At 60.6% G+C, this 24,170-nt stretch carries 30 protein-coding genes; 9 read left to right on the plus strand and 21 right to left on the minus strand.

Annotated elements, in window-relative coordinates; translation table 11 throughout:
- Positions 1 to 261: hypothetical protein (locus tag ILT44_RS07385; protein ID WP_204238932.1), on the plus strand; the 261-nt coding region annotated here is incomplete at its 5' end.
- Positions 262 to 327: 66 nt separating this feature from the next.
- Here the strand turns inward: ILT44_RS07385 and ILT44_RS07390 are convergent.
- The 18 genes from ILT44_RS07390 to flgF all read right to left on the minus strand — a co-directional run bounded on the left by ILT44_RS07390 (position 328) and on the right by flgF (position 14,857).
- Positions 328 to 1,179: a CheR family methyltransferase gene (locus tag ILT44_RS07390; RefSeq protein WP_204238933.1), complete on the minus strand. Its 852-nt coding sequence runs from the start codon at positions 1,177 to 1,179 to the stop codon at positions 328 to 330.
- Entirely contained in the window at positions 1,176 to 2,291 is a 1,116-nt protein-coding gene (locus tag ILT44_RS07395; protein ID WP_204238934.1) for a protein-glutamate methylesterase/protein-glutamine glutaminase, read from the minus strand. The genes ILT44_RS07390 and ILT44_RS07395 overlap by 4 nt, the downstream gene beginning before the upstream one ends.
- 4 nt (positions 2,292 to 2,295) lie before the next feature.
- Positions 2,296 to 2,679: a response regulator gene (locus tag ILT44_RS07400; RefSeq protein WP_204238935.1), complete on the minus strand. Its 384-nt coding sequence runs from the start codon at positions 2,677 to 2,679 to the stop codon at positions 2,296 to 2,298.
- Between the two features lie 52 nt (positions 2,680 to 2,731).
- Positions 2,732 to 3,181, minus strand: coding sequence for a hypothetical protein (locus tag ILT44_RS07405; protein ID WP_204238936.1), 450 nt, complete (start codon positions 3,179 to 3,181; stop codon positions 2,732 to 2,734).
- Positions 3,178 to 3,522: a magnesium transporter CorA family protein gene (locus ILT44_RS07410; protein WP_204238937.1), complete on the minus strand. Its 345-nt coding sequence runs from the start codon at positions 3,520 to 3,522 to the stop codon at positions 3,178 to 3,180. The genes ILT44_RS07405 and ILT44_RS07410 overlap by 4 nt, the downstream gene beginning before the upstream one ends.
- A gap of 40 nt (positions 3,523 to 3,562) precedes the next feature.
- Entirely contained in the window at positions 3,563 to 4,066 is a 504-nt protein-coding gene (locus tag ILT44_RS07415) for a rod-binding protein (RefSeq protein ID WP_204238938.1), read from the minus strand.
- 47 nt (positions 4,067 to 4,113) lie between these two features.
- The gene (locus ILT44_RS07420; RefSeq protein ID WP_204238939.1) at positions 4,114 to 4,512 is read right to left on the minus strand and encodes a hypothetical protein; all 399 of its coding nucleotides are present in this window, start codon (positions 4,510 to 4,512) and stop codon (positions 4,114 to 4,116) included.
- 6 nt (positions 4,513 to 4,518) lie between these two features.
- Positions 4,519 to 5,274: a flagellar biosynthesis protein FliR gene (fliR, locus tag ILT44_RS07425; protein WP_204238940.1), complete on the minus strand. Its 756-nt coding sequence runs from the start codon at positions 5,272 to 5,274 to the stop codon at positions 4,519 to 4,521.
- On the minus strand, positions 5,271 to 7,346 hold the full coding sequence (gene flhA, locus ILT44_RS07430) for a flagellar biosynthesis protein FlhA (RefSeq protein WP_204238941.1): 2,076 nt from the start codon (positions 7,344 to 7,346) through the stop codon (positions 5,271 to 5,273). The genes fliR and flhA overlap by 4 nt, the downstream gene beginning before the upstream one ends.
- A 127-nt stretch (positions 7,347 to 7,473) precedes the next feature.
- Positions 7,474 to 7,740, minus strand: coding sequence for a flagellar biosynthetic protein FliQ (locus tag ILT44_RS07435; protein WP_204238942.1), 267 nt, complete (start codon positions 7,738 to 7,740; stop codon positions 7,474 to 7,476).
- 1 nt (position 7,741) lies between these two features.
- Positions 7,742 to 8,137 (minus strand): flagellar hook assembly protein FlgD, encoded by a 396-nt coding sequence (gene flgD, locus ILT44_RS07440; protein WP_204238943.1) that lies wholly within the window; start codon positions 8,135 to 8,137, stop codon positions 7,742 to 7,744.
- Between the two features lie 14 nt (positions 8,138 to 8,151).
- Positions 8,152 to 8,571 (minus strand): flagellar biosynthesis repressor FlbT, encoded by a 420-nt coding sequence (gene flbT / locus ILT44_RS07445; protein ID WP_204238944.1) that lies wholly within the window; start codon positions 8,569 to 8,571, stop codon positions 8,152 to 8,154.
- Positions 8,568 to 8,915, minus strand: coding sequence for a flagellar biosynthesis regulator FlaF (gene flaF / locus ILT44_RS07450; RefSeq protein ID WP_204238945.1), 348 nt, complete (start codon positions 8,913 to 8,915; stop codon positions 8,568 to 8,570). The genes flbT and flaF overlap by 4 nt, the downstream gene beginning before the upstream one ends.
- Positions 8,916 to 8,931: 16 nt before the next feature.
- Positions 8,932 to 9,993, minus strand: coding sequence for a flagellar hook-associated family protein (locus ILT44_RS07455; protein WP_204238946.1), 1,062 nt, complete (start codon positions 9,991 to 9,993; stop codon positions 8,932 to 8,934).
- A gap of 3 nt (positions 9,994 to 9,996) precedes the next feature.
- Positions 9,997 to 11,460: a flagellar hook-associated protein FlgK gene (gene flgK / locus ILT44_RS07460; protein ID WP_204238947.1), complete on the minus strand. Its 1,464-nt coding sequence runs from the start codon at positions 11,458 to 11,460 to the stop codon at positions 9,997 to 9,999.
- Between the two features lie 31 nt (positions 11,461 to 11,491).
- On the minus strand, positions 11,492 to 12,706 hold the full coding sequence (locus ILT44_RS07465; protein WP_204238948.1) for a flagellar hook protein FlgE: 1,215 nt from the start codon (positions 12,704 to 12,706) through the stop codon (positions 11,492 to 11,494).
- Positions 12,707 to 12,800: 94 nt separating this feature from the next.
- Positions 12,801 to 14,123, minus strand: a complete 1,323-nt coding sequence (fliI, locus tag ILT44_RS07470; protein ID WP_204238949.1) for a flagellar protein export ATPase FliI — start codon at positions 14,121 to 14,123, stop codon at positions 12,801 to 12,803.
- Positions 14,124 to 14,131: 8 nt separating this feature from the next.
- Complete coding sequence (flgF, locus tag ILT44_RS07475; protein WP_204238950.1) at positions 14,132 to 14,857, minus strand: flagellar basal-body rod protein FlgF; 726 nt, start codon at positions 14,855 to 14,857, stop codon at positions 14,132 to 14,134.
- A 212-nt stretch (positions 14,858 to 15,069) separates the two neighbouring features.
- Between flgF and motA the strand changes: the two genes are divergently transcribed.
- The 8 genes from motA to ILT44_RS07515 all read left to right on the plus strand — a co-directional run bounded on the left by motA (position 15,070) and on the right by ILT44_RS07515 (position 20,891).
- Positions 15,070 to 15,951, plus strand: coding sequence for a flagellar motor stator protein MotA (gene motA, locus ILT44_RS07480; RefSeq protein WP_204238951.1), 882 nt, complete (start codon positions 15,070 to 15,072; stop codon positions 15,949 to 15,951).
- Positions 15,952 to 15,954: 3 nt separating this feature from the next.
- Positions 15,955 to 16,884, plus strand: coding sequence for a flagellar motor switch protein FliM (locus tag ILT44_RS07485; RefSeq protein ID WP_204238952.1), 930 nt, complete (start codon positions 15,955 to 15,957; stop codon positions 16,882 to 16,884).
- A complete protein-coding gene (locus tag ILT44_RS07490) occupies positions 16,868 to 17,179 on the plus strand; it encodes a hypothetical protein (RefSeq protein ID WP_204238953.1) in 312 nt (103 codons plus the stop codon). The genes ILT44_RS07485 and ILT44_RS07490 overlap by 17 nt, the downstream gene beginning before the upstream one ends.
- 11 nt (positions 17,180 to 17,190) lie before the next feature.
- On the plus strand, positions 17,191 to 17,547 hold the full coding sequence (fliN, locus tag ILT44_RS07495) for a flagellar motor switch protein FliN (RefSeq protein WP_204238954.1): 357 nt from the start codon (positions 17,191 to 17,193) through the stop codon (positions 17,545 to 17,547).
- A gap of 14 nt (positions 17,548 to 17,561) precedes the next feature.
- A complete protein-coding gene (locus ILT44_RS07500) occupies positions 17,562 to 18,590 on the plus strand; it encodes a flagellar motor switch protein FliG (RefSeq protein WP_204238955.1) in 1,029 nt (342 codons plus the stop codon).
- 17 nt (positions 18,591 to 18,607) lie between these two features.
- Positions 18,608 to 19,672, plus strand: a complete 1,065-nt coding sequence (flhB, locus tag ILT44_RS07505; protein WP_204238956.1) for a flagellar biosynthesis protein FlhB — start codon at positions 18,608 to 18,610, stop codon at positions 19,670 to 19,672.
- Positions 19,669 to 20,172, plus strand: a complete 504-nt coding sequence (locus ILT44_RS07510; protein ID WP_204238957.1) for a BspJ family T4SS effector nucleomodulin — start codon at positions 19,669 to 19,671, stop codon at positions 20,170 to 20,172. The genes flhB and ILT44_RS07510 overlap by 4 nt, the downstream gene beginning before the upstream one ends.
- Before the next feature lie 245 nt (positions 20,173 to 20,417).
- Complete coding sequence (locus ILT44_RS07515) at positions 20,418 to 20,891, plus strand: AprI/Inh family metalloprotease inhibitor (protein ID WP_204238958.1); 474 nt, start codon at positions 20,418 to 20,420, stop codon at positions 20,889 to 20,891.
- Between the two features lie 39 nt (positions 20,892 to 20,930).
- Here ILT44_RS07515 and ILT44_RS07520 read toward each other — a convergent pair whose 3' ends face one another.
- The 3 genes from ILT44_RS07520 to ILT44_RS07530 are packed head-to-tail and all read right to left on the minus strand — an operon-like array spanning position 20,931 to position 24,167.
- Positions 20,931 to 21,557 carry a transglycosylase SLT domain-containing protein gene (locus tag ILT44_RS07520; protein WP_239467988.1) on the minus strand — a complete coding sequence of 209 codons (627 nt, stop codon included), beginning with the start codon at positions 21,555 to 21,557 and terminating at the stop codon, positions 20,931 to 20,933.
- Positions 21,499 to 22,884 carry a flagellar hook-length control protein FliK gene (gene fliK, locus ILT44_RS07525; RefSeq protein WP_204238960.1) on the minus strand — a complete coding sequence of 462 codons (1,386 nt, stop codon included), beginning with the start codon at positions 22,882 to 22,884 and terminating at the stop codon, positions 21,499 to 21,501. Before fliK ends, ILT44_RS07520 begins: the two co-directional genes overlap by 59 nt.
- Entirely contained in the window at positions 22,881 to 24,167 is a 1,287-nt protein-coding gene (locus tag ILT44_RS07530) for a MotC family chemotaxis protein (RefSeq protein WP_204238961.1), read from the minus strand. The genes fliK and ILT44_RS07530 overlap by 4 nt, the downstream gene beginning before the upstream one ends.
- Positions 24,168 to 24,170 lie beyond the last annotated feature (3 nt).

Raw genomic sequence — 24,170 nt, forward strand, 5'->3', positions numbered from 1 at the left:
GACCCAGCGGAGGGGTGTCATACCTCGAGAGAGCTCTCGATCCGCTGCTCACATGCATCCGGGCTTGCGCCGGAACTTGGGCCAGGGCATCATGCCGTGCCTGAAAAGGCAACCCAAAGTGCTGTTCTTGCAGCAAGGGCGGCTATCACTTCCGCCTCAAGCTGTATTGCATTCTTTCTACCTGCTCCCATACCTTGCGTCAAGCACGAAAAACGGGAAATATTCAGGAAGAAAGATTTTTACCTTTTGTTAATCATTTAAATCTGTGCGGAAATGCGAAGATCACAAGCATCCGTATCATTTTCGGAAAATGAATACTAACGAAGACTATCGTCCGCCGACGGCAAACTGCTTGGCAGGCCGATCGGGCAGCGTCTTCGTGTACAATCCCCGATAGGCGGAGTTGAGCGTCAAGGCATCCGTGACACCCAGAACGGTCTCGGAGGCGCCCAAGACGAGAGAGCCATCGGCCGCCATCGTGTTCGCGATCCGGCGCAGCACATCGGCTTTGAGGTTGGGATCGAAATAGATCAACACGTTCCGGCAATAGACGATGTCGAACTGACCCAGGCGGCTGAAATCCTCGATCAGGTTCAAGTAGCGAAAATCGACCATTGAGCGGATCTCGGGCGCGATCTGCCACTGGTCCCCGATCTGCTTGAAGTACTTGACGAGGAAGCGGATCGGCAATCCGCGCTGGACCTCGAACTGGTTGTAGAAACCCACCTTCGCCTTCTCGAGAACATCGGTCGAGATGTCGGAGGCAACGATGTCGATGTGCCATCCCGGCATGCGGGGGGCCGCTTCCTTGAGCAGCATGGCGAGCGAATATGGCTCCTGGCCGGTCGATGCCGCCGCACACCAGATCCGGAGCCGCCGGTTCGATGCCCGCTCCTTCAGATATTTCGGGAGAAGGACATCCTGGAACAGATCGAACGGCGCCTTGTCGCGGAAGAAGAAGGTTTCGTTCGTCGTCATCGCCTCGATCGTGGCCTTCTCCAGCGCGATCGAGCGCCCCGCCCTGATCTCGCGCACGAGATGGGACAGGCTCTCGATCTTGAACCGCGTGCAGACCGAGGAGAGACGGCTTTCGACGAGATACCGTTTGTCCGGCGAAAGCGCCAGACCCGACCGGGCCTTGAGAAAGGTGCGCAGGGCTTCGAATTCCGCCTCGGTCATTTGGACGATCCGGTGATGAGGCCTCTCAGAGATCGGCCGATGGCTTCAAGGGGTAGAACCTCGTGGGCCAGACCGGCCTTCACGACACTTCCCGGCATTCCCCAGACGATGCTCGTGGCTTCGTCCTGAGCGATGATGGTGGCGCCGGCCTTCGTAAGGTGACGCGCTCCGTGGGTTCCGTCAGATCCCATTCCGGTGAGCACCGTCGCGAGAGCCGAAGCACCGAAGACGGCAGCAGCCTCCCGGAACAGCACATCGACGGCGGGACGGCAGAAATTCTCGGCCGGCCCGTCGTTCAGCCGGATGAAGGCTTTTCCGCCGGAGGTGGTCACGCCCATATGACGCCCGCCGGGCGCGACAAGGATCGTTCCGGGAAGGATGGCGTCACCGTCCTTAGCCTCCCGCGCAGGAACGGAGAGAAAGGATTGCAGATGCTCGGCAAAGACGGCCGTGAACATCGCAGGCATATGCTGCACGATCAGCACGGGTATCCTTGAGAGAGCCGGCTTCAGATCGAGCAGGACCCTCTCCACGGCGCGAGGACCTCCGGTGGAGGACCCGATCAGAAGGCATTGCGGCTTCATCGCCGCTGGCCTTGAAGCACCCGGGACAGACGGCGCCTGCAGGACGGACAGGACCGGCGCGGGCGACCTCAGTGGCCGGACTCTCGCCTCGCCGAGCGCGCGCAGCTTCTCAATGAGGTCACGACGGAAATCGGCGGCAGCGCCGGCCGCACGGGCACTTTCCGGCTTCGCCAGATAATCCACGGCCCCCAGGGAGAGGCACTTCAGAGAGATTTCGGCATTTCGTTGAGTGAGCGTCGAGATGACGATGATCTTGCTGGCCGGATGAGCCTTCAGGATCATCGGCAGAGCGGCGAGACCGTCGACCTCCGGCATCTCGAGGTCGAGTAGGATGAGTTCCGGCTTGGAGCGCTCGGCGGCATCGACCGCCGTCCGTCCGTTGGCAGCGGTCGCGACGATATCGAAGCCTCCAGCTTCGGTGAGCCAGCGCGCGATCATCCCGCGGATGACGGCGCTGTCGTCGACAATCATGACGCGTGCCGACCGGCTCTGCGCAGGTCCGGCTTGGGTGACAGAAGCAAACGACATGGCGTCACGCCGGATGGGAAGCTGAGAGAATGCCCAGTTCCTGGAACTTGGCGGCGACGATATCCCTGTCGAACGGCTTCATGATGTACTCGTTCGCTCCGGCATCCAGGGCACGCGTGATGTACTCCACGTCGTTTTCCGTGGTGCAGAAGACGACCTTCGGAGACTGCCCGTCAGGCATGGCGCGCAAGTTCTTGAGGAAGCTGTATCCATCCATGACCGGCATGTTCCAGTCGAGGAGGATCACATCAGGCATCTCCCTCTGGCAGGACTGGAGACCCAGTTCGCCGTTCTCGGCCTCCGCGACACGGAAGGCAAGGCTTTCCACGATGTCACGGGAGATCTTTCTGATGACCCGCGAGTCGTCGACGATCAAGCAATAATTCATAAAACAAATTCCTGTCTCTCAGCTATCCGGCTTGAGACATAAAGATTGGAGCTTAAGAGCGGATAGCGGACTTATCGACGAAGTTGAAATTCTCGACCAGGATTTCCTTGACGATCTCGGCTCCCAGTCGCTTGTTGATCTTCTCGCGAACGTTGCTGATCATCCCGTTGACGTTGTATCGGGAGAGCTTCCTGAAATCGAGCGTTTCATCCGCATAGACATGCCGGAAGATCTCGTCCTGAATGAAAGCTTCAGGAGGGACCGTGATCTCCCGCAAGGTCTTGGCATCGGCCGTGAAGACCAGGTTCGCGATCACGTATCCCTGGACGGCTCCTTCAGCAATGACCGGGATGTTCATCGCGGGAAGCTTCTTGTACTGCAATCCTTCGTAGTTTCCCTTATCCTCGACCGGCGCTTTTCCCACGGTCCACGTGATCGCCGCATAGCACGATGCCAGCGTGACCGCGCAGACCCAGAAGCCCGCCATGACGTTCTTGATCATGCGCCGTAACCCGTCTTGGCGATATGGGCCGAATAGGTGCTGTCGGACTCGGCTTTCTGGATCGCATTCGAGATGATGCTCGCAACCTCCTGCACCGCGTGCATGTGGCGGCGCAGGATGTCCTGATTGCGCTCGATCTTGCCCTGAAGGTTCTGGAGGCGCTTGGTCCCGTGAGGATCGAGGGCGCTGATCTCGGCTGTGCGCACGATCCGGCTGATCTCGAGAAGGCACTGGCTCTTGCGGCGGTTGAACTCCTCCAGGTTGGAGAGGTCCCGCGCCATCAGCGCCGACGTCTCCATATCGAGCGTCTCCTCAAGACGATCCAGCGATTTCATCAACATGCGCATCTTCCTCTGTTCGATTGATCTCTCGGCGCCGGCATCACACCTTGCCGAGCAGGACGTTCACCGGCCGGCCCGGCACCTGAGGAGCATCAGTGGATGAGCCGGGCTTGCGGGCATTGAACAGCTTCTCGGCGATGCCGATGCCGCCCGCCTTCGAAAGCTGCGCGCCGATCTGCTCAGCCAGCATGGACTTCCAGATCGAGCCGGCGTTGCCCTTGCCGTAGGTATTCTCGGCGTCCTTGGGGAGCATCGACTCGACGAAGGTCTGCAGAATGTAGGCTTCGAACTCCTGATGGGCCTGCCGCGCCTTGGCGGAGCCCGTCGATTCCGCATCGTTGCGAAGCGAGTTGCGAAGGGAATAGATGTCGGTGCCGGACATCATCAGGGACTTTTCCGAGGCGGCCTTCACCGCATCGTCGAAGCTCGCGCCTTCCACGGGCGAAGCTCCTTCGGTCAGCTTCCGGGATGCGGCCTGAAGGCGGGCCGGATCGACCGCTCTCGCGACGTCGCTGATAATATCTGAGGGCGGGCTGATCGCCATCTGATCACTCTCGTTATCTCTGTTCTAACCTTCCTACTTCAGCTAGCTTACGGGAAGCTTGCGCGGCTGCCCTTCGCAAGCGTCTCGATGATCGAAGCGAGATCCTTCTTTTCCATCTCCCGCCGGTTCTGATCCTTGAGGTCCAGCAGCATCTTCTCGGCACGCTTGGCCTGCATCGCCTTGTCGAGAGTGACGCTCCTCTGCTTGACCTTGGCTTTCTCGACATGACTCGCCTGTGTCGACAGAATCTGAAGACGCTTGGCCGCCACATCCACGAACAAACCGTGCAGCGTCTCGTGATCGTTCATCGACTGAATGATCATCTCCTGCGCGGTCTTCAGGTCCGCTGATTCCCGCTCGAGAAGAGAGAGCCGCAGCTCGGCCTCTCTCTTGAGATGCTCCTGGACCTTCAGGATGCGATCGATCTTGCGGATCCGTTGTTTCATGAAAGCCTATCCGTTCCGAAGCCAGGTGGAGAACGCCTCCATGAAGAGAAGCACGTAATCATGTGCGGCGAAGTACATCACCAGCAATCCGCCGAGCATGACGAAGGGCGTTGCCAGAAAGTAGACCGGGATCTGGGGTGCCAGCTTGTTGGTCAGGCCCACCGCAAGGTTGACGATCACCGAGTAGACGATGAACGGGCTGCTGATCCTGAGAGCCAGAACGAAGGCGGCGCCAACCTGATCCACCAGCTGCGTCAGGGACAGCCGCATCCCGAACCCCACCCCCATCGGCAGCCGGTCATAAGAAGCGACAAGCCCGCGATAGAGCTCCCAATGCAGGTCGGAGAAGAAGAGGATGGCGGTTGCCGCCATCATAATGAAGGACGAGATGGGCGGAAGAGGCTCCGATTCATCGATCGGCGTCCCCGGCATGCCGCCGAGGCCCAGCGCCATGGCAACGGCACTCAGCATAGTCTGCAGCGCGAGAAAGTAGACGCGCCCCAGCAACCCGATGAGCAATCCGGTCAATAGCTCGGACCCGATCGAGACGAGCATCGTCGCAGGCACCTGGGTCGTGACCCCACCGCTAACCTTGCCTAGCAGAACGGGAGCCAGTGCCAGGCTCGTCGTCAGGGCGATGAAGAGGCGCACCTGCATCGGGATCCGGTTGCTCGAGAAGCCGGGGGCGATCAACAGGCAGCCCCCCACCCGGCAGAAGATCAGGAAGATCCCCAGCAGGATCTCGGAGGTGGCCTGCGTCACGAGATCGTTCCGAGCGAATTGACCTCCACGCCGCGGGCGATTTCCAGATGAGACAGGACGGGCAGCGAGGAGAACATGCGCTCGATGATCATGCGCACGTAAGGGCGCGCGTCCGGCGCGGTCACGATGGCGAAGCTCTGAACCTGCCCCATCCTGGCCTTGATCGCGTCGGAGGCCTCCGCGCCAAACTGTTCGACGAGGCGCGGGTCGATGTCGAACTCGACGACATCGCCCTTGGCATCCCGCTTCAGGCTCTGATGGAAGGCGATGTCCCACTTGTTGCCCAGGCGCAGCACGTTGAGGGCGCCTCCCTCTGCAAGATCGCCGCAGATCTGCTGGGCGATGCGCACCCGCACATGCTCCACCAGCTGCTCGGCCCGGCGGGCATGAGGCGCGATCTCGGCGATCGCTTCGAGAATGAGGCTGAGATTGCGCACGGATACCCGCTCGGCCAGAAGAAGCTTCAGGACGGCCTGCAAACCCGAATAGGAGATCTGCGACGGGCAGATATCGTCGAGCAGCCGCTTGTACTCGGGCTCGAGGCCATCCAGGAGATTGCGGACGTCCTTGTAGGAGAGAAGCTGCGGCAGGTTGTTCCGGATCACCTCGCTCAGGTGTGTGAGCAGAACCGAAGCCCCGTCGACGGCGGTAAAGCCCTGCCGCTTGATTTCGCTCACATAGACGTCGGAGACCCAGAGCGCCTTCATGCCGAAGGCCGGCTCGCGCACCTCGTCGCCGGGAACGTCAGGCACAGGACCGTCTCCGAGCACGACGAGAAGATCGCCGGGCCGGACCTCCTGCGTCGCCACCACGGTCCCATGAATCTTGATCTGGTAGCTCTTCGGCGGGATCATCAGGCTATCGGACAGCTTCACATCGGGGAGAACGAAGCCGTAATCCTGCGCGAACTTCTTGCGCATCTTGCTCACGCGATGCGCGAGGTCGCCGTGGGAGCCCGCCAAGTAAGAGGCGAGGTGCTTGCCCAGGCACAGCTCGATCTCCGCGAGCTTGAGGGATTCTTTCACCGACTCCCGCGACTCCAGCAGGTTCTTCTGCTGCTCTTCCGCCAGCTTGGCCTGAACCTGGGCTTCCTGGTTGGCTCGCTGCTTCGGGATCGAATAGGCGATGAAGCCCATGCAGCCGCCGAGCAGCAGGAAGGGGATCATGGGAAGACCCGGCACGATGGCGAACACGAACATGAGGGCCGCGGCCACCATCAGGGCGCGTGGATAGGCTCCCAACTGATCGAGAACCGCCTGCTGCGCCTGACCGCGCGTGCCGCCTTTCGAGACGAGAAGACCGGCCGCCAGGGAGACGACGAGAGCCGGGATCTGGCTGACGAGGCCGTCGCCCACCGAGAGCTGCGTGAACACGTCGGCCGCCTTAGACAGAGGCATGCCGTGCCGGGTGACGCCGATGATGATTCCGCCGAAGATGTTGACCGCGATCGTGATCAGGCTCGCGATGGCCTCGCCGCGGACGAACTTGGAGGCGCCGTCCATGGAGCCGAAGAAGGCGCTTTCCTCCTCGAGCTCCCGCCGCCGTCTCTGAGCCTCCTTCTCGTCGATCAATCCTGCGGAAAGGTCCGCATCGATGGCCATCTGCTTGCCGGGAATCGCATCAAGCGTGAAGCGGGCGCCGACCTCCGCGATTCGCGTGGCGCCTTTGGTGATGACCAGGAAGTTGACGGTGATGAGGATGATGAAGACGACGATGCCGATGACGAAGTCGCCGCTCATCACGAATTGCGAGAAGCCGCTGATCACGTGACCGGCCGCATCGACGCCCTTGTGACCGTCCGAGAGGATCAGCCGGGTTGATGCGATGCTCAGCGCAAGCCGCAACAGCGTCGCGATGAGGAGAACTGTGGGAAAGGCAGAGAACTCAAGGGGCTTCTGAATCCACAGGGCCACCATGAGGATCAGAACAGAGAGAGCAACCGAAAAGGCAAGCCCCAGGTCGATCGCCATGGGTGGGATCGGCAAAAAGAGAATGGCAAGGATGCCGACCACGGCGCCGGCAAATGCCAGATCCCTGCCACGGCTCAGCGCTGTAGATTGAACTGCTTCCATATGCCTGCCAGCTCACCGATTGAACGTTGAACCTGACAGATGCACCATGAAGCTTGCGCGGAGGTCGCAAACCCCTCCGAGAGCGGGAGGAACTCTTCCCCAAGCCCGGCGCGGAGCGCCGGGCCGCTCAGAACCCCGTCACGATCCTGCCGTAGACGAGTTCGGTGAAGGCGAAGATCTGAGAGCCGACGAACGATCCCGTCACCAGGGTCACGACCAGGATCGCGATGATCTTCGGAATGAACGTGAGGGTGACCTCCTGGATCTGGGTCAGGGCCTGAATCAGGGCGATGACAATGCCGATCACCATGGCCGCGGCAACGGCTGGGCCCGCTCCGATGATCACCGTCCAGATCGCGGCGCGAACCAGTTCCAGGGCATCAACTTCGTTCATGTCAGCTCACCACGATGCCCGGGCCGAGCAGGATCTGGGCACCGCTTGCCAGCTTGGCCACGGCTCCCTCATTGGTGATCGTGACCGAATCCACCTTGCCCGAGATCTTGCCGTCTGCCGTCGTCACGGTCCGGCCGATCACGCTGTCGGCCTGGGACAGGGCGGAGGAGGCGAGCAATGCATCGAGCTTGGCATTGCTTTGAACCGTCTGCTCGACCTGGGAGAAGGTTGCGAGCTGTGCCATGTACTCGGTGGACTTCATGGGCTCGGTCGGATCCTGATTCTTCATCTGAGCCATCAGAAGCTTCAGGAAGTTGTTGTAGGTTGCCGTGGCGGTCGACTCGCCCGCGGCGGACGATCTGCCCTGGACCGAGGATGAAACGGAGGTCACATTCATCATAAAACTCCCGGTCAGGCGGCCTGGACCGCGGCGGCGGTGGCCGGCGCGACGGAACGTACGTCAGGCTCGAACATCGTTCTGATGACCTTCAGGGCGTCGAAGATCCGATCCGCCTCCACCAGCTCACCGGCCCTGCGAAGGGTATCCTTCGTCGGCTCGTCATTCGTGACCAGCATGAGCGAGTCGTAGAGCTTACGGAAAGCACCCATGACCTTGCCCGCATCCTGGGGGTTGATCAGGATGGATTGGGCGACGAAGTAGAGCTGGCGCATCGGGGTCGTCGCCTCTGTGACCTGAAGCACGTGGCTTTCAAGGAGGAAGCGCGCCTCGTTCAGAAGGCTCAGAGTCACCTTCTGGCTGACCGTCAGAACAGCCCCGTTGATGAAAATCCGCTCGCCAGCCTTGAGGGAGAACCGCATCTTGGCTTTCATTTCAGGCCCTCCTGGATCATGGCATTGATATCGATCAGAGCTTCGAGATTGTTGTGCTCACCCCTGACGACCCGGTCCGACTCGCGCATGACCCAGAGCCCGATGGAGATGAGCTGTCCCTTCAGTTTGTCGGGAAGGCCGTTGTCCGGATGGCCGAGATCCTTGATGAGGAAGGTCCACAGCCGCTGGACGAAGACGATGGCCTCGAGCATCTCCTGAGACTGCGACGGCTTGCCGTCCGCAGCCTTCATCATCTTGATCGCACGGTCGAAAAGATCGTACTCGCGGTAGCGGCAGTCCCTGGAGGAGTCCTCGATAACTTCGGCGTAAGAGAAACGATACATTACTGGAATCCCACCCTTATAGGTAGTTGATCAGACTCAGGCCCTTGAGTTGCGCCGTGAGTGAATACGATGTCTGAATCTGCGTCATGATCTGATCGACCCTGATCTTCGCCTCGGCCGGATCGACGGCTTCCAGATGGGCGATCTTTTCTTCGAAGATGATCTTCTGGAGGCTCATGCGCTCGTTCGCCTGCTCGAGCTTTTCCTGAACAGTGCCGAGCCTGGCGCTGATCTCTGTCATCCCGGATACGGCTTTTGAGAGAGTCCCGATGACCTTGTTGACGAGAACCTCCCGCGTCTCCTCGCTGAGACGGTCGATGCCGAGGTCGAAGACCATGGTATAGGCCATCGTCAGCTTCTGAATTGCCTCATCGTTGGCGTTGGCTGTCACTTCCACCCGCTCCAGCGGCGAGATCCGGCTCTGGATGTTCTCGCTCGACGCATTGGACCAATTCTGCCAGTTGGCTCCCGTGAAGAGGTTCGCGAACGAGCCGTTCAGGAAGGTGTCCATATCGGCCGGGGTGATCGTGGAAACGCCGGCGGCGCTTTGGGGAAAACCGAAGCCTGCCGGCGGAGCGGCCGCGAATGCCGCATCCAAAGCCGCTTTCGCGGCTGAGGGCGCTGCGCCGCCCAAGTAATCGTTGAACGGCTTCTCCTGCGAGTTCACGCCTCCGAAGACGAACTGGCCGTTCACGTCGCTGTTGAGCGCCGTCGTCAGGCTGCTCAGGCCGGCCTGGGCCTGATACTTCAGCACCCCCATCGTTGCCGATGTCAGAGGCGTCGAGATGAGGGCATCCATCAGCTTGTCGGCGTTGCTTCGAAACTGATCGAGCACCTTCGTCATGGACTTGAGGCGCAGCGTCGTTGACGCGTTGCTGTCGGTTAGAACATCGAGTTCGGCCCGATCTTGGCGCAGGGACAGCGTCGTTCCGGTCTTGTAGCCCAGTTTCAGGCCGACATCGGCGTCACGGCCCGTCGTCAGCTCCTTGTTGGCCTTCACCAAATTGGCCTGGAGCTTGTCCAGGGTCGACTTGGACGAGTTCCACAGCGACACGGTAGAAACGAAAGTCGTTCTCATGGCTTAGCCTACGACGCTGAGGAGGGTTTTGAGCATCTGGTCGATCACGGACAGCAGCTTCGCCGACGCGGCGTACGACTTCTCCAGCTGCAGCATGAGGGCGGTCTCATCGTCCATGTTGACGTCGGTGGCGTTGGACAACGCCTCGGAGGCATGGGCCAGAAGCGTCGTCTGGTAATCGACGCTCTGGCTTGCACTCTGGCGCGAGGCCTCGACCCAGCTTCCGGAGAGAGACGCGAAGGCCTGCAAGGAGGCACCGGTCCCAAATCCGAGGGAGGGATCGAAGGGGCGCTGCGCGACCATCGCCTCGGACAGGGCGAAGAGCCGCTCCGAGAAGGCCGCACTTGCGTTTCCGTCAGGGTTATAGACGTAATCCGCGCTGGTTGCGCCGCCGTCTCGAATGACCTCGAATTTCCCGCCCTTGGTCGGATCGACCGCGTCATTCACTTGGATGAGGCCGGCCAGCCCGGCGGAAGCGGGCATGGTCGGAATCCCTGTCGCCCCCGCGTAGGTGAAGACACCGGGCATGTCGGGCTGCCCGCCGCCGCTCTGGTCGGTTTCCCTGAAAGCCTGGATCAGCCCGCGCGCGAGCTCATCGAGCTGCTTCTGATAAGTGACGGCCACCTCGTCCCGGACCCGCGCTAATCCAGCAAGGTTGCCGGAATTGAGCGGCATGGGCGCTCCCGGTCCCGTCACCTGAACCCCATCGATGAAGACATGGGCTCCGGAGACGCCGGCGTCGAAGGCAGCCGTGGGGCTGAACTTCACCAGGCGCGGGCTGCGATCGAAGAGCGGCACGCCGCTGTCGGTGTAAAGGGCGATATCGTTGTCGGCGCGCGGCACGACCGTGATCCCGATTTCTTCCGAGAGCTGCGCAATCAGGTTGTCCCTGGTGTCCATGGCGTCGGAGACGTCGGCGCCGAGGGCGGAACCGCTCATCACCTGCTGATTGGCCTTCTCGAACTTCTGCAGAAGATCGTTGATGCGGCCGACCGAGCCGGCCATGGCCTCGTCCGTCTCCAGTCGAATCGCCTGAATTGTTGCGGTCGCCTGGTTCAGGGTAGCGGTCAGATCGGACGCCGCCTTGACGAAGGCACGTGCAAGCACGGGGTTGTCCGGCGCATTGGCATATTGCTGGAGCGCATGATCCAACGCCCCCACCCGGGCTGCCGGCGATTGATCGAGCTCCGTGTCGCCGATGGTCTGGCTCAGCTTCTGCAGGCCGTCGAGCATGGCCTTCTGCGTAGCGACGTCGGAGGTCGTCTCAAGCATCTTCGTCAGAAGCGCCTGGTCGCTCGCCCTGAGCACCGTGATGCGCGCGAAACCGCCGGTGGTCGTGAGAGCGCCGATCTTGCGGGAATAGCTTGGATCGGACGCACCCGACGTATTCCGGGACACGATCGCCATCTGCGATTGCGACGCCTGGAGCGATGAGCGTGCCGTGTTATAGGCAACAGACAATGACATGGATCAGTGGCCCTGGGGCAAGAGTGCAGAGTTACCGCTTCAGGTTCATCAGAACGTCGAGCAGTTCCGACCCTGTCTGGAAGACCTTGGAATTGGCGGTGTAGCTGGTCTGGGCCTCGATCATCGCCGTCAGCTCGGTTCCGATATCGACGTTCGATCCCTCGAGAGCACCCGAGGCGATGGAGCCGAAGCCGGACATCTCCGGGAATCCGACCTGATACCCGCCCGAGGCAGCGGTCGTCTCGTAGACGTTGCCGGCGCGCGGATACAGATTGTCGGGGCTTGGAACAGTGGCCAACGGAATGCGATAGGCGCCGACTCGCGAGCCATCCTCGTAGACGGCATAAACGGTGCCATCGGATGCGAACTCGACGTCCTTGACGGCGGAAGGCGCGTTGCCGTTGGAAGCACCCTTCACGTTGTACTCGCCGGCAAGCTGAGTCATGCCCTTCATGTCGAGGGCGAAGGGTTCGCCGCCGGGAATGTTGAAGTTCAGCACGGAGGTGCCCATCAGCGCCATATCCAGCTGACCGTCGGCGTCGAATTCGAGGGTCTTCGTCAATGTTCCGGTCAGGGGATCGAGAGGATCGGTGCCGTTGGCGACCGTCATGGTCCACGTGTCTGCATCCACTTTGACCAGCGTGATGTCGATCTTGATCGGGTTGCCGACCTTGTCATAGACCTGAAGCGACGATTTCTGATTGTAGGCAGGCGCAACCGCCGGCGCATCGCTGTAGGGCAGATTGCCCGCGAACGTTCCCTCGGTCGACCCGGAGGCCTGCATGCCGAAGGATTTCATGTTGACGGGCTCGACGCCATCGAGGCTATTGAGAGCCGGGTTGGCCGAGCCGGACGCCAGATTGTAGCCCATGAGCGTGAAGCCGGCGGCATTGACGAGATTGCCGCTGCGGCCGTCCACTACGAAGTTGCCGGCGCGGGTCAGGTAGGGCGAGCCGCTCGGATCCGAGACCACGAAGAAGCCGTTGCCGGAGATGGCGAGGTCCGTTCCGGACGTCGTATAGGCAATGGGTCCCTGATCGCCGATCGTGTAGCGAACCTGGCTGGTGACGGATCCCGAATTGTAGTTGCCTTCGCTCGAGGGCAGGATGAGCGACGAGAACTCCGTCGAGGCGCGCTTGTATCCAGTGGTGCTCGAATTCTGGATGTTTTCGGCGACAGTCCCAAGCTTGTTGGACTGGGCGTTCATGCCAGAGACGCCGCTACGAAGAACGCCATAAAGACTCATGTATAGCTCCTGCGATTTCAGCTCGAACTAAACACCACGACGCTTGTGCGAAGCTGTGTTGGAACGTGCCGTTGATAGGGATGAGAAGGACAAACTACTGCCTCAGGATCTGGGCCAGATCCATGAAGGCGTCGCGGCTGGCCGGCATGGATGGATCCTGCCGCAAGGCTTCATAGATCTTCGGGACGATCACGACGGCCTGATCGAGTTCCTGATCGTTGCCAGGATGATAGCCGCCCATCAGCCTGAGATCGCGGGTATCCTCGAAGCGCGCAATGAGGCTGCGCAGGCGCCGCACGAGCTCCTTCTGATCGGGAGACCACACGTGATCGGCCAGACGCGAGATGGAGCCTAGAACATTGATGGCCGGATAGCGGCCCTGGTCGGCAATGGAGCGGTCGAGAACGATATGCCCGTCCAGTGTTCCGCGAATGTTGTCGGCGACCGGATCGTTGTGATCATCGCCATCGATGAGCACCGAGAAGATGCCCGTGATCGCTCCCTTGCCTTCCTCTCCGGGCCCGGCCCGCTCCAGAAGGCGGGGCAACTCGCTGAACACGCTGGGGGTATAGCCGCGCGCCACGGCAGGCTCGCCGGCGGCAAGCGCCACGTCGCGGGCCGCGTGGGCATAACGGGTGACAGAATCGACGATGAGCAGCACCGATTCCCCGCAATCGCGGAAATATTCAGCCAAGGCCACAGCCGTCCTCGGCGCCTGACGGCGCATCATCGGGCTCTCATCGCCGGTCGAGACGACCATGATGGACTTGTGGAGATTAGCCTGGATCGGCCCCTCCAGAAATTCCCGGACTTCGCGCCCGCGCTCTCCGACAAGAGCGACCACAATAGTGTCGAAGCCCTCGCATTTCGCCAGCATGGTCAGGAGGGTGGACTTGCCGACGCCCGAGCCGGCAAAGATGCCGATGCGCTGCCCCTTGCAGATGGGTGTGAACAGATCGATCGCCTTCACACCGGTTCTCAACGGCTCCTTGACCCTGGAACGGGTCATGGCAGAGGGAGGCTCGGCATCGTTGCGGACTGCCATCGCGCCGGGAATGAGTGGGCCCATTCCGTCCAGGGGCTCGCCGAGAGCGTTGATCACTCTCCCGCGCCAGCTGTAATCGGGGCTCAAGCCGATATCGCCTGCGAGAAAGGCTGGCGTGCCGAGGCCGGCCTCGATCCTTCCGTTGAATGGTTTGACCGTGACGCCGCCATCGTCGATGCGCACGACCTCTCCGATCTCGGTCTTCCCCTGAGCCGAGAAGCCGACTCGGTCTCCAAGCCTGACGAACTGGGACAAACCCGTGACACGGTAATAGCTGGGCGTGACCTCACGGATGACGCCGCTGATCTTAACCTTTCGCCGTGTTCCACCTTCGGTGAGGACGAGTTCTTCAAGCGATTGCAGCGCGTTCATCGCAGTCATCAGGTGCTAGGACCCAGGGTCCTGATGGCATCCATGAGCGTTGACTCGCTTTCCTGGATCGTCGTTGCCGCACTCTCGAAGTTTCTCTGAACGGCGATCATCTTGGTCATTTCGAGGACCGGATTGACGTTCGAGCCTTCACTGTAGCCTTGCTGGATGCCGGTCGAGTTGAAATCCTGCACGACTTCACCGGCGACGTTCGGAATCACGCCCGAGTTTCCGAAGCGCGTTAGCTTGGCATCGGCTCTCAGGTTGAAGAGTCCGATGGCTCCGACCTGGTTGCTGCCCTGGGTGATCGTGCCGTCGCGGCCGATCGTCGGCGTTCCTGCCATCGGATCGAGGGCAATGGGCGTGCCTCCGGCATCGAGGACCTGATATCCATCCACCGTCAGCAGATCACCATTCTCGTTCATCTTGAAGCGGCCGTCCCGGGTATAGACCGAGCCATTGGGACCATTGAAGGCGAACCAGGCCTCACCCTGGATGGCGACATCGAGCGGGTTGTCCGTCTTGATGACGGGTCCCGTGCGGCGGGACACGAAGTTCTGGCCGGACGATGCAAAGGAGACGTTCTCCTTCGCTGCCAGGGACAGGATCTCCTCGAACTTCACCTCATCGGCGCGAAAGCCGCCCGTGTTGATGTTCGCAACATTGTTCGCAATCGTATTGAGGCGCTTCTCCATGGCCACTTGGGCCGACAACGCCACATAGAGTGAAGATTGCATCTGAAATCCTCCAGCCTGAGTCTCCCTTAAGAGACCAATGCCATCGGAAGCGCGCCAGCCTTCCGCATGCGGCAGCTGCAAGACCGATGATCATGGCAGGATCCGTAGTCCAGCAGCCTTGCATGGGGCTTGCTCCCGCGTTTCCAGCTTCGCGCAAGCCTCCGCGATTAGGACATTCTCAACAGGATGGACTTCGAAAGAGGACTACGGCATTGGGCGTCTTAATCGGACTGGCAGTTGCCATCGGCTCGCTCGTGAGCGGCTATGTCGCCATGGGAGGGCATCTGGCCGTCATCTGGCAGCCTTGGGAATATGTGATCATCTGTGGCATCGCGATCGGCACCTTCATCATCGCCAATCCTATGGCCCTGGTGAAGGATACCGGGCGGGCTGCCCGCGAGGCGATCTCGGGAGCCGTTCCCAAGCGGGAACACTATCTTTCGATTCTCGGCCTTCTCTACGCCCTCATGCGGGAGCTGAAGAACAGGCCGCGCAACGAGGTCGAAGGTCATATCGATCAGCCCGAGGAATCGGAGATCTTCAAGGCTTTTCCGAGCGTCCTGAAGGACAAGGATCTGACCCTCTTCATCTGCGACTATGCCCGCCTCATCATCATCGGCAACGCCCGCCCCCATGAGATCGAAGCGCTCATGGCGGAGGAGATCGCCACGCTCAAGCGCGACCGCACGAAGCCGTACTATTCCATCAACACGGTCTCCGAAGCCCTGCCCGCACTCGGCATCGTGGCCGCCGTGCTCGGAATCGTGAAGGCGCTTGGCGCCATCGACCAGTCTCCCACGATTCTCGGCGGTCTGATCGCCTCGGCCCTTGTCGGCACCTTCGGCGGCATCTTCATCTCCTACGCGTTCCTGTCTCCCCTGGCCAACAAGGTCAAGGCGACCCGCGAGAAGCAGACCCGCGTCTACGTCATCGTAAAGCAGGCTCTCATCGCCTACATGAACGGCGCTCTGCCGCAGATCGCCGTCGAGCATGGGCGCAAGGGCATCTCTGTCGAGTACCGTCCGACCATCGACGAGGTTGAAGCGGCCACGACGACGGGCGGCCGATCCGAAGAGCTGAAAGAGGCGGCTTAACCCATGAGCGGGACACACAGCGCCAACGATATTCGCGACATGCTGCTGGACTCCGCGGGCCTGACGCTCGACCGGCTTCCGATGCTGCATGTCATCTTCGACCGCATGTCCACCAGCTGCGCCGAGCATCTGCGTCACATGGCGGCCTCGCCCATGTACTACTCGCTCAGCGGCCTCGAGAGCGGACGGGTCACGGAAATCCTGGAGATGTACGAGGCAAACGCCGTTGCGGGCATCTTTCATGCTCCGGAATGGGACAGCCACATCCTGATCGGATTTGATCGCGACTTCATCTATACGATGGTGGAAATCCTCTTCGGATCCGATGGATCCGAACCGCCGGTCGAAGAAGTGCGCGGCTTCTCCAGCATCGAGTTGCGAATGGCGCAGACGCTCTTCGAGCAGGTCGCCAAGGCCCTGCAGGCCTCTTTCGCACTGGTGGCCGATACGAAATTCAAGCTCGAGCGCATCGAGACCCGCATGGACTTCGCGGTGATCGGCCGCCGCAACAATCAGGCCGTTGCCGCGAAGTTCCTGCTTCAGGCTCTCAATCGCGGCGGCGAGATGTTCGTCATCATTCCGCAATCGGTCCTGAACCCCATGCGCAAGGTGCTCTCCCGCGTCGTCAGCGGCGAGTCGTCCGGCCGGGATCCGCGCTGGATGAAGCAGATCGCGACCGAGGTGAAGAAGACCGAGGTGACGCTCAAGGCGGTTCTCGAGGAGCGTTTCCTCTCCCTCGGCGAGATCGCCGACCTGAAGGTGGGCGACGTTATCGAGCTGCAGGCGACACCGCGCAGCCGCGTGAAGCTCGAAGGCAATCAGCAAGGCCTCTTCTGGTGCAATATCGGCCAGTCGGAAGGCAATTACGTCCTGAAGGTGGACGAACTCATCGACCAAGAGAAAGAATTCCTCGACGATGTCCTCCCTCGCTAACGTCATCCTCTTTCTTGCTCTCGTGACGACCAGCGTCATGGTCGCGGTCATGTACGTGAAGCTCAAGAAGCTCGACAGGTATCATGCCGAGTATCAGCAGATCTTCGACAGGACTGGAGAGGCCCTGAAAGGGGCTCAGACGGCCGTCATGAGCTTCGGCTCCGAAGGCAAGGAGACCCTCAGCTTGCTCGGCTCGCGCATTGAGGAAGCCAAGGCGGTCGCCAGGCAGCTCGAAGCGCTCACGCGAGAGGCGCACCAGCACACGCAATCCCATTCAAACTCGCTTAAGTCCTAAGGCTCAATCCCATGACAAACCCCTTCGAAAGTAAATCCCAGGACAAGGCTGTCTGGCAGCAGGAGAGCGCCTTCTCCGCGCAGGACGACAAGTTCGGTGGCGGCAGGAACCTGGACTCGATCCTGCGCATCCCGGTGACCATTCAGGTTGTTCTCGGCTCTGCCACGATGCCTGTGGCGAACCTGATGAAGCTCGGCAGAGGCGCCATCGTTCCTCTCGATCACCGCGTGGGCGAGCCCGTCGACGTAGTCGTCAACGGCAGGATCATTGCGCGCGGCGAAGTCGTGGTGGTCGAAGACGACAATTCCCGCTTTGGCATCTCGCTCACCGAGATCGTCGGGCCTCCCACCAACGATCTTAACGGCTAAAGTGGTTGTCCAGCATGGTCTCACCCGTTCCTATTAAGGCGAATGGCACCAAGGTCCTGAAAGGACCGGATCGTGTCGCAACATTGCTGTTTGCAATGGGGAAGCCTGCTGCCAGCAAGGTCCTCAGGCACTTCAGCGAGGATGAGATCCGCCTCGTCACCAAGTCCGCTGCGCAGCTGGGAGCTGTTTCTCCCACGCAGATCGAGCAGCTGGTGGAGGAGTTTGCGTCCAATTTCACGGACGGGGCAGACCTGGTCGGAGGCGCTGCTCACATCGAGAAGCTGCTGACGGGCATCCTGAGCCCCGAGCAGATCGCCAACATCATGAGCGAGGTCGTCGGAAACGCCAACAGGAACATCTGGGAGCGAATCTCGACTGTGTCGGAGAGTGCCATCGCCTCGTACCTCATGAAGGAGCACCCGCAGACGGCGGCGCTGATCCTCTCGAAGGTTAAGCCATCCTGCGCCGCTAAGGTGATGACCCAGCTGCCTCAGCCGCTGCGGAACAACCTCATGCGCCGCATGCTCAGCATGAAGCCGATCGTGGATGAGACCATGAAGAACATCGAGAAGACGCTCCATGAGGATTTCATGGCGAACTTCTCGAAGAACGCCGGCGCAGACACCCATGCGAAGATCGCCGACATCATCAACAAGATGGAACGCGATCACATGGAGGATGTTCTCACCAACCTCTCCTCGGTCCGCCCGAAATCGGCGGAGATCCTCAGGGGCCTGCTCTTCACCTTCGACGACATCGTCAAGCTCACGCCCAAGGATCGCACCACTCTCTTCGATCAGGTTCCCCCGGATCGGGTCGTTCTCGCCCTCAAGGGCACGAACGACGAGTTCCGCAAGGTCGTTCTGTCGGCCCTCTCGTCTCGCGTCCGCCGCATGATCGAGCACGAACTGAACAGCAAGGAGCCCTCGTCCCATCGCGACATCGCGGAAGCCCGCCGGACCATCACCGATCTTGCCTTGGAGATGGCCGGTCGCGGAGAGATCGTGATTAATTCAGAGACTGAGGATGAAGCCTACTTCTAAACGTCAGGCTTCAGGCGATGTCTGATACGGATGACAAGGACAGCAAGACAGAAGCTCCTTCCGAGAAGAAGGTCCGCGATGCCGTGGAGAAAGGGAATATCCCCTTCTCCAGGGAAGCCCCCATGTTTGCCTCCATCCTGGGCATCCTTATCGGCTTGGCCTTTGCCGTGCGCAGCAATACCAGGACGCTGACGGAAAAGCTGTCGCTCTTCATCAACCGGCCGGAGGATTTCCGCCTCGAAACCGGATCGGATGCGGCAGCTCTGATCCAGGCTGTCGCTCTCGAAGTCGGACAATGCCTGGTGCCCGTCATCGTCATTCTCGCTGCCTGCAGCCTGGCTGCTTCGATTCTTCAGAATGTCCCATCCGTGGTGTCCGAAAGGATCAGGCCGCAATGGAACAGGATTTCGCCCGCCAGCGGCTGGAAGCGCATTTTCGGCCGTCAGGGCCTCGTAGAATTCTTAAAGTCATTGTTCAAGTTCGGAACGATGACACTGGTCAGCATCCTGCTCCTTAGATCGGAGCAATATAAGGTCTTGAATGCCATGTTCAGTGATCCGTCTCTACTTCCGGAGCTGATGTTGACCATGGCCATGCGCCTCGTCTCCGCCATCGCGATCGCGACGATCGTTCTCGTGGCCGCCGATCTGCTCTGGGCCCGCTTCAAGTGGCGCAGCGACCTGAAGATGACCCATCAGGAGGTCAAGGAAGAATACAAGCAGATGGAAGGCGATCCGATGGTCAAGGCGCGCATGCGCTCACTGGCCCAGGACCGCAGCCGCAAGCGGATGCTCGCCGCCGTTCCGAAGGCGACCTTCGTCATCGCGAATCCCACCCATTTTGCCATCGCCCTGCGTTATGAGCGCAACGAGGCAAGCGCACCTGTCGTCGTTGCCAAAGGCCAGGACCTCATCGCCCTCAAGATTCGCGAAATCGCCGAGAAGAACGGCATCCCCGTGATCGAGGACAAGCCTCTGGCAAGATCCATGTACAATCATGTTGAGGTGGATCGAATGATTCCTCCTGACTTCTACAAAGCTGTTGCGCAGATCCTGTTCTACATTCTCACGAGGTCGAAATGAGAAGCCTTCGCACCGTTGACATGGTGGCTTCATCGAGGGAGCACCTGGATATTCAAGCCTTTGAGGAAGTGCTGGCTTGCAATATCAAGGATGTCATCGCCGACTTCTGCCTCACGGATGCGGAGATCATCCGGTTCTATGCCGACAATCAGCTGCACGGCAACATGGATGAGATGCTGGCGTCATCCGCCGAGCTGTTCTTCAAGGGCGAGACTTTATCCTATGGCCATGTCGCCCATGTCAGGACGGGGCGCGACGATCATTCGTGCGTCGTTCTCGACATGGAGTTCGTGCACGATGCCGTCACCGTCTTCTTCCAGCTCATCTTCGGTGATTATTATATCGGCGTGAAGATCAGCAGGGTTCTGCTGGATCCTGCCTTCCAGCGTTCCGAGTTCAATCTTTCCTCCTTTGCGCGGATCGTCTCCTCTGCACGCCTGCAGCCTGTCCCTCCCCGTTTCCAGTCGCCCTACTGTCTGGCCGATGCCGCCCGGCACTGATGACTGACGACTGGCAGTTTTTTCTGATGATTAGCAAAGCTTGTCCGCGTATCGGGCTCTTCGTCATTGCAGCAGCGTTGTCCGCCTGCAACTCGACCGGGAGCCTGAATAGCCAGGGGCCCTGGGGACCTTCCGCTATTCGAAGAAATTATCCTGAGTATCCTGCTCCGTGGGGAAGGCCTCCGGTCGTCTCCGGATACGGCGTTGCTGTTCACCCAGCCGCTGTTCCCCCCTATCTCGTGGAGATGGAAACCCTCCCTTCTCGAAAAGCTTATGGGGTCCAACTGGAGCCGGAACTGCCTCCGGAACCTTCCGTCGCCGGATCTGCAGCTGAAATCGGCTCGATCCCAGAGCCTCGGCCTCTTCCCGAGCAGCCGGCCTCTTCGCAACACGCGGCCAGCTCAACAGCTCAGGCGAATGCCCCCGGCGTCTTCACGCCTCCCCAGCGCGCTTCGTCCTATGCCGGCGCGTGGAAAGCCAATACCGGTTCATCATCATGCCGCATCCAGCTCTCGAGCGTTCCGTCCCTCGATCTCTACAAGGCTTCGGCTCAAGGTTGCTCCGACACCGCCCTGAAGACCGTCAACGGGTGGAGCTTCCGTGACGAGCAGGTCGTGCTGTTTTCCCGCGGTCAAGTCATTGCCCGATTGTCGGGCGCCGAAGCGGCTCTCGCCGGAACGCTGAGCGGTTCGAAGGCGGATTTGACGATGACGCGCTGACGCCTCCTCAGCAACGGAGGGCATCCTCGCGTCGGCTGCCTAGCCTTCCGAGGCCGTCTGCCCTGGCGTGAGGCCCGGAGCATCCGCGCAGAACGATCGGGCCCCAGGAGTCCATGCGCCAAAACCCGCTGCAACCATGTTGGCGATCACGCGGCACACATAGCGTTTCTGGGCGGGGTCATTGTTGGGCCCTGCATGATAGCGGGCAACCGCCATGGTCCATGTGTCATGACGAGCCTTCAGCTCCTTCAGGAAGCGGGCTGCATATTCCACGTTCATGCGCGGGTTCAGCATGCTTTCCAGCGACGGAAAATTCTCGCGATGATAGAGATGATTGATCTGCATGCAGCCCATGTCGATCAGCCTCGCCCCTGATCGGCTCGCCTGCTCGAACTTCTGGATCGCCTCTGTCGCGCTGCTGGAGAAGACGGCCTTCCCCTCGACATTCATGGCATAGGGCTGAAGGCTTCCTCGCTTGCCCGTCTCGGTGAGCCCGACAGAGTAGAGCATTCCCAGTGGGACGCCGTAGATCGCCGAGGCCCTCGTCATCTCCCGCTCGCAGAGTCCGGCTTGCGGCTGCGCAACGGCCGGCGTTGGGCTGGCCGTGCTAGAGGTAAATCCCGCCAGAGCCGCCGCGATCAGAAATCCGATCTTCCTTCGGTTCATTGCGGGCTTCCGCTCCTTCCGCGCCGTATGGGTCCTTCCTATGACCGGAGGAATGACCCTGCCCGGCTGCAGCCCCTTGGAAACTCTGGTCTTGCGTACCCTGTTGAGGACGCTGAAGCGCGTTGCGATCATGGGTGGTCGTGTCGGTTGATTGGATCGTGATCACGTCAGGCCGGTATCCGGAGGTTCTCAAGAGGCTGGACAGCTTGTCGGCGTCGTTTCTGAGAAGCTCCGCAGTCTCCTCTTTCTCAACCTGCAACTCCATCTCCAGGCTGTCGCCGGCAAGGCGCATCTTGATCGTCACGAGCCCTAGTTCCACCGGGTTGAGCTGGAGGCTGAGAACCCGAAGGACACCGCCTGATGCACGGGCAACGGCGACGCGGTTGACACCATCGCCCTGGAATGACGCTTCCTGAGGCTCCGAGATTCCCCCAACGTCATCCAGAATCGCTCTTGCCATCTGGTGGAGGGTTTCGGACGGCAGTAAGCCACCGTCCGCCTTGCTGACCGGAGAGGCTTGTTTCTGCACCTCCGGTCGATCAGCGACGCGGTCGAGCGAGAACCTCTCGAAGCTCTTCTCCCCATTCGGTCGGGTGCCGACGGGGTCAGCATCGAGAATGAGTGGCTTGTCGCCCAATGCCCCCTGCAAATTGCCGGAAGGCAGCTTCGCTGAAATCTCTTTTGACTTCTTGCCGGCACCCTCGCCCTCGAACGCTGCACCCTGAGGATCGATCGATCCGTCCGGTGCCGGTTCTTGAAGCGCAGACTCAAATCCTTCGATAATGGGACGGAAATGGGTCTCCTGGTTCTGAACCGAGACCGCCAGCCTCGATCCATAGGCGGAGCTCAGGATTCCCTCGTCAGCCTTGTCCAGGGAAGGCGTCGCGAGCATCGGGGAGGCCAAGGCGCCATCGCGCAACTCCGGAGCGGGCTGCCCGCTCGCGCCTGCTTGGGGAAGAATCCGTGGCAAAAGGTTTTCGAGCACGGAATAGACCTGACTTCCAGGCTGGAAGGCCGCTGCTCCTGCTGAGGCGCTGTCCGCCGGGGTCGTGGGCAGCAGAGCCTGCAGGGACGTCAGATCGACAACAGGAGCGTCCTTCGCCCCGTCCGTTGACAGGTCGAGCAGATCGATATCCGCAAGAGGATCTGCGTTTTCCCTGCTCTGCTCCTTGGAAAAACCGTCGAGCATTGAATCGAACCCCTTCATCTCGCTTCCGGAGCCGTTGCCGCCCTGCTGAGCGCCAGCTGCGGAGGAAAACCCACGCGGCGTCTGCGATGTTTCGACGGATCGTGATGGGGTCTGAGGCATAAGATCGAGTCGGCTCATGGGCTTCCGGACGCCTGGTTCTTGATTAACCTGTCAACGCGGCTCAAAGCGTCGCGTGCCCTGGATAAGGCCTGAAGCTGTTCCAGCCCTTGCATCGGATTGTATGCTTCCGCTGTCTTCTCGGCGACCATCTTGACGAGTTTTGGTTTCGTGTTTTCAGCTGGTACGATCGGTGCGTCGGGCATCCTGCGAATTTGCCCAGCCATCGCAATGGCTGCATCCAGCAGGGCCACATCGCTCGTGGGGAGAATCGACCTGTCGATCGCCTGGAGTTCGTCAGCCGCAGCCTTGATCTCCTGAGGCAACGTGATCATGGAAGCGGCATGGTAGAGCCTTGCTCTTGCGGCGCTCACCCTGTCCCCCTCCGCTAGCTCCCGTGCTTTGTCTGCCAGGAGGCGAGCGGACTTGACGTATCCCTGTTCGACCGAGGAACGGGCGGCCAGAAGATAGAGATCGCGCCTTGCTTCCGGCTCCAGCTCCTTCATCATCTCGACAAAACCGTCGAACCGGGATGATTCTTTGCCGAAATCGATCCGGGTCAGCGCCGAAGCCAGGCGCTGCCTGAAATTCCCGGCATAGACCGAGTGACGATATCGTCTCAGGTAATCCGTTGCCAGAAGCTGAAATTTCCCGATGTGATCGGTCTGGCTGGCGACGAACACCTGCCTTCGTAGCGCCGCCTCCTCCAGAAGGGTGCCAGGCGCCTGGAGCCTCACGAAGTCCAGGAGTTCATCGGATTTCTTAGGATCCTTTCGAACCACGAGCGCCGACTGGACGAGGGCGAGCTGTGCGCTCAGGGTCGGTGGAAGCGTACGCGGGTCCAGAGATGCGAGAGCGTTGTGTGCGGCCTCCTCCCGGCCTTCGACGTAGGCGAGAGCACCTTCGACCAAAGGTCTGTCGCTCTCCGTGACGACGGAGGAGCCTAATTCCAGAAGCTTCCTCAAGATGCCGGGATTTCCACCGCTCAGAACCAAGGATACGGCAGCCCGAAGGTTCTTGCCGTTCTGCCAGATCTCCGGGGCAAATTCCATGAATCGGGTATCGAGAACAGTCAGCAGCCCTCTCTGTCCGACATGGGCCTCGGTGGATCCCGTTGCGATCTGATCCTGCATCAGGTGCAGCGTTCGCACCATCTGGAGGGGACTGGGAGCAGTTGGAGGCCGAGCTTCCTGCTCGACAGCGGGCTCCGCCGCGGCGTCGGCAGGACGGCTGCTCTCCGTCGCTGCAGCATCAGCAGCGAACAGCAGGATCATACCGAGAGCAGCGAGCGAAAGCACGTTCACCGT

Origin of the sequence: Microvirga arvi (genome assembly GCF_016892765.1) — a bacterium.
Taxonomy (GTDB): Bacteria; Pseudomonadota; Alphaproteobacteria; order Rhizobiales; family Beijerinckiaceae; genus Microvirga; species Microvirga arvi.

Coding starts and splice junctions, on each gene's coding strand:
- ILT44_RS07390 (WP_204238933.1), bottom strand. CDS start 1,179: ATGACCGAGGCGGAATTCGAAGCCCTGCGCACCTTTCTCAAGGCCCGG.
- ILT44_RS07395 (WP_204238934.1), bottom strand. CDS start 2,291: ATGTCGTTTGCTTCTGTCACCCAAGCCGGACCTGCGCAGAGCCGGTCG.
- ILT44_RS07400 (WP_204238935.1), bottom strand. CDS start 2,679: ATGAATTATTGCTTGATCGTCGACGACTCGCGGGTCATCAGAAAGATC.
- ILT44_RS07405 (WP_204238936.1), bottom strand. CDS start 3,181: ATGATCAAGAACGTCATGGCGGGCTTCTGGGTCTGCGCGGTCACGCTG.
- ILT44_RS07410 (WP_204238937.1), bottom strand. CDS start 3,522: ATGTTGATGAAATCGCTGGATCGTCTTGAGGAGACGCTCGATATGGAG.
- ILT44_RS07415 (WP_204238938.1), bottom strand. CDS start 4,066: ATGGCGATCAGCCCGCCCTCAGATATTATCAGCGACGTCGCGAGAGCG.
- ILT44_RS07420 (WP_204238939.1), bottom strand. CDS start 4,512: ATGAAACAACGGATCCGCAAGATCGATCGCATCCTGAAGGTCCAGGAG.
- flhA (WP_204238941.1), bottom strand. CDS start 7,346: ATGGAAGCAGTTCAATCTACAGCGCTGAGCCGTGGCAGGGATCTGGCA.
- ILT44_RS07435 (WP_204238942.1), bottom strand. CDS start 7,740: ATGAACGAAGTTGATGCCCTGGAACTGGTTCGCGCCGCGATCTGGACG.
- flgD (WP_204238943.1), bottom strand. CDS start 8,137: ATGAATGTGACCTCCGTTTCATCCTCGGTCCAGGGCAGATCGTCCGCC.
- flbT (WP_204238944.1), bottom strand. CDS start 8,571: ATGAAAGCCAAGATGCGGTTCTCCCTCAAGGCTGGCGAGCGGATTTTC.
- flaF (WP_204238945.1), bottom strand. CDS start 8,915: ATGTATCGTTTCTCTTACGCCGAAGTTATCGAGGACTCCTCCAGGGAC.
- ILT44_RS07455 (WP_204238946.1), bottom strand. CDS start 9,993: ATGAGAACGACTTTCGTTTCTACCGTGTCGCTGTGGAACTCGTCCAAG.
- flgK (WP_204238947.1), bottom strand. CDS start 11,460: ATGTCATTGTCTGTTGCCTATAACACGGCACGCTCATCGCTCCAGGCG.
- ILT44_RS07465 (WP_204238948.1), bottom strand. CDS start 12,706: ATGAGTCTTTATGGCGTTCTTCGTAGCGGCGTCTCTGGCATGAACGCC.
- fliI (WP_204238949.1), bottom strand. CDS start 14,123: ATGAACGCGCTGCAATCGCTTGAAGAACTCGTCCTCACCGAAGGTGGA.
- flgF (WP_204238950.1), bottom strand. CDS start 14,857: ATGCAATCTTCACTCTATGTGGCGTTGTCGGCCCAAGTGGCCATGGAG.
- ILT44_RS07485 (WP_204238952.1), top strand. CDS start 15,955: ATGAGCGGGACACACAGCGCCAACGATATTCGCGACATGCTGCTGGAC.
- ILT44_RS07490 (WP_204238953.1), top strand. CDS start 16,868: ATGTCCTCCCTCGCTAACGTCATCCTCTTTCTTGCTCTCGTGACGACC.
- fliN (WP_204238954.1), top strand. CDS start 17,191: ATGACAAACCCCTTCGAAAGTAAATCCCAGGACAAGGCTGTCTGGCAG.
- ILT44_RS07500 (WP_204238955.1), top strand. CDS start 17,562: ATGGTCTCACCCGTTCCTATTAAGGCGAATGGCACCAAGGTCCTGAAA.
- flhB (WP_204238956.1), top strand. CDS start 18,608: ATGTCTGATACGGATGACAAGGACAGCAAGACAGAAGCTCCTTCCGAG.
- ILT44_RS07510 (WP_204238957.1), top strand. CDS start 19,669: ATGAGAAGCCTTCGCACCGTTGACATGGTGGCTTCATCGAGGGAGCAC.
- ILT44_RS07515 (WP_204238958.1), top strand. CDS start 20,418: ATGGAAACCCTCCCTTCTCGAAAAGCTTATGGGGTCCAACTGGAGCCG.
- ILT44_RS07520 (WP_239467988.1), bottom strand. CDS start 21,557: ATGAACCGAAGGAAGATCGGATTTCTGATCGCGGCGGCTCTGGCGGGA.
- fliK (WP_204238960.1), bottom strand. CDS start 22,884: ATGAGCCGACTCGATCTTATGCCTCAGACCCCATCACGATCCGTCGAA.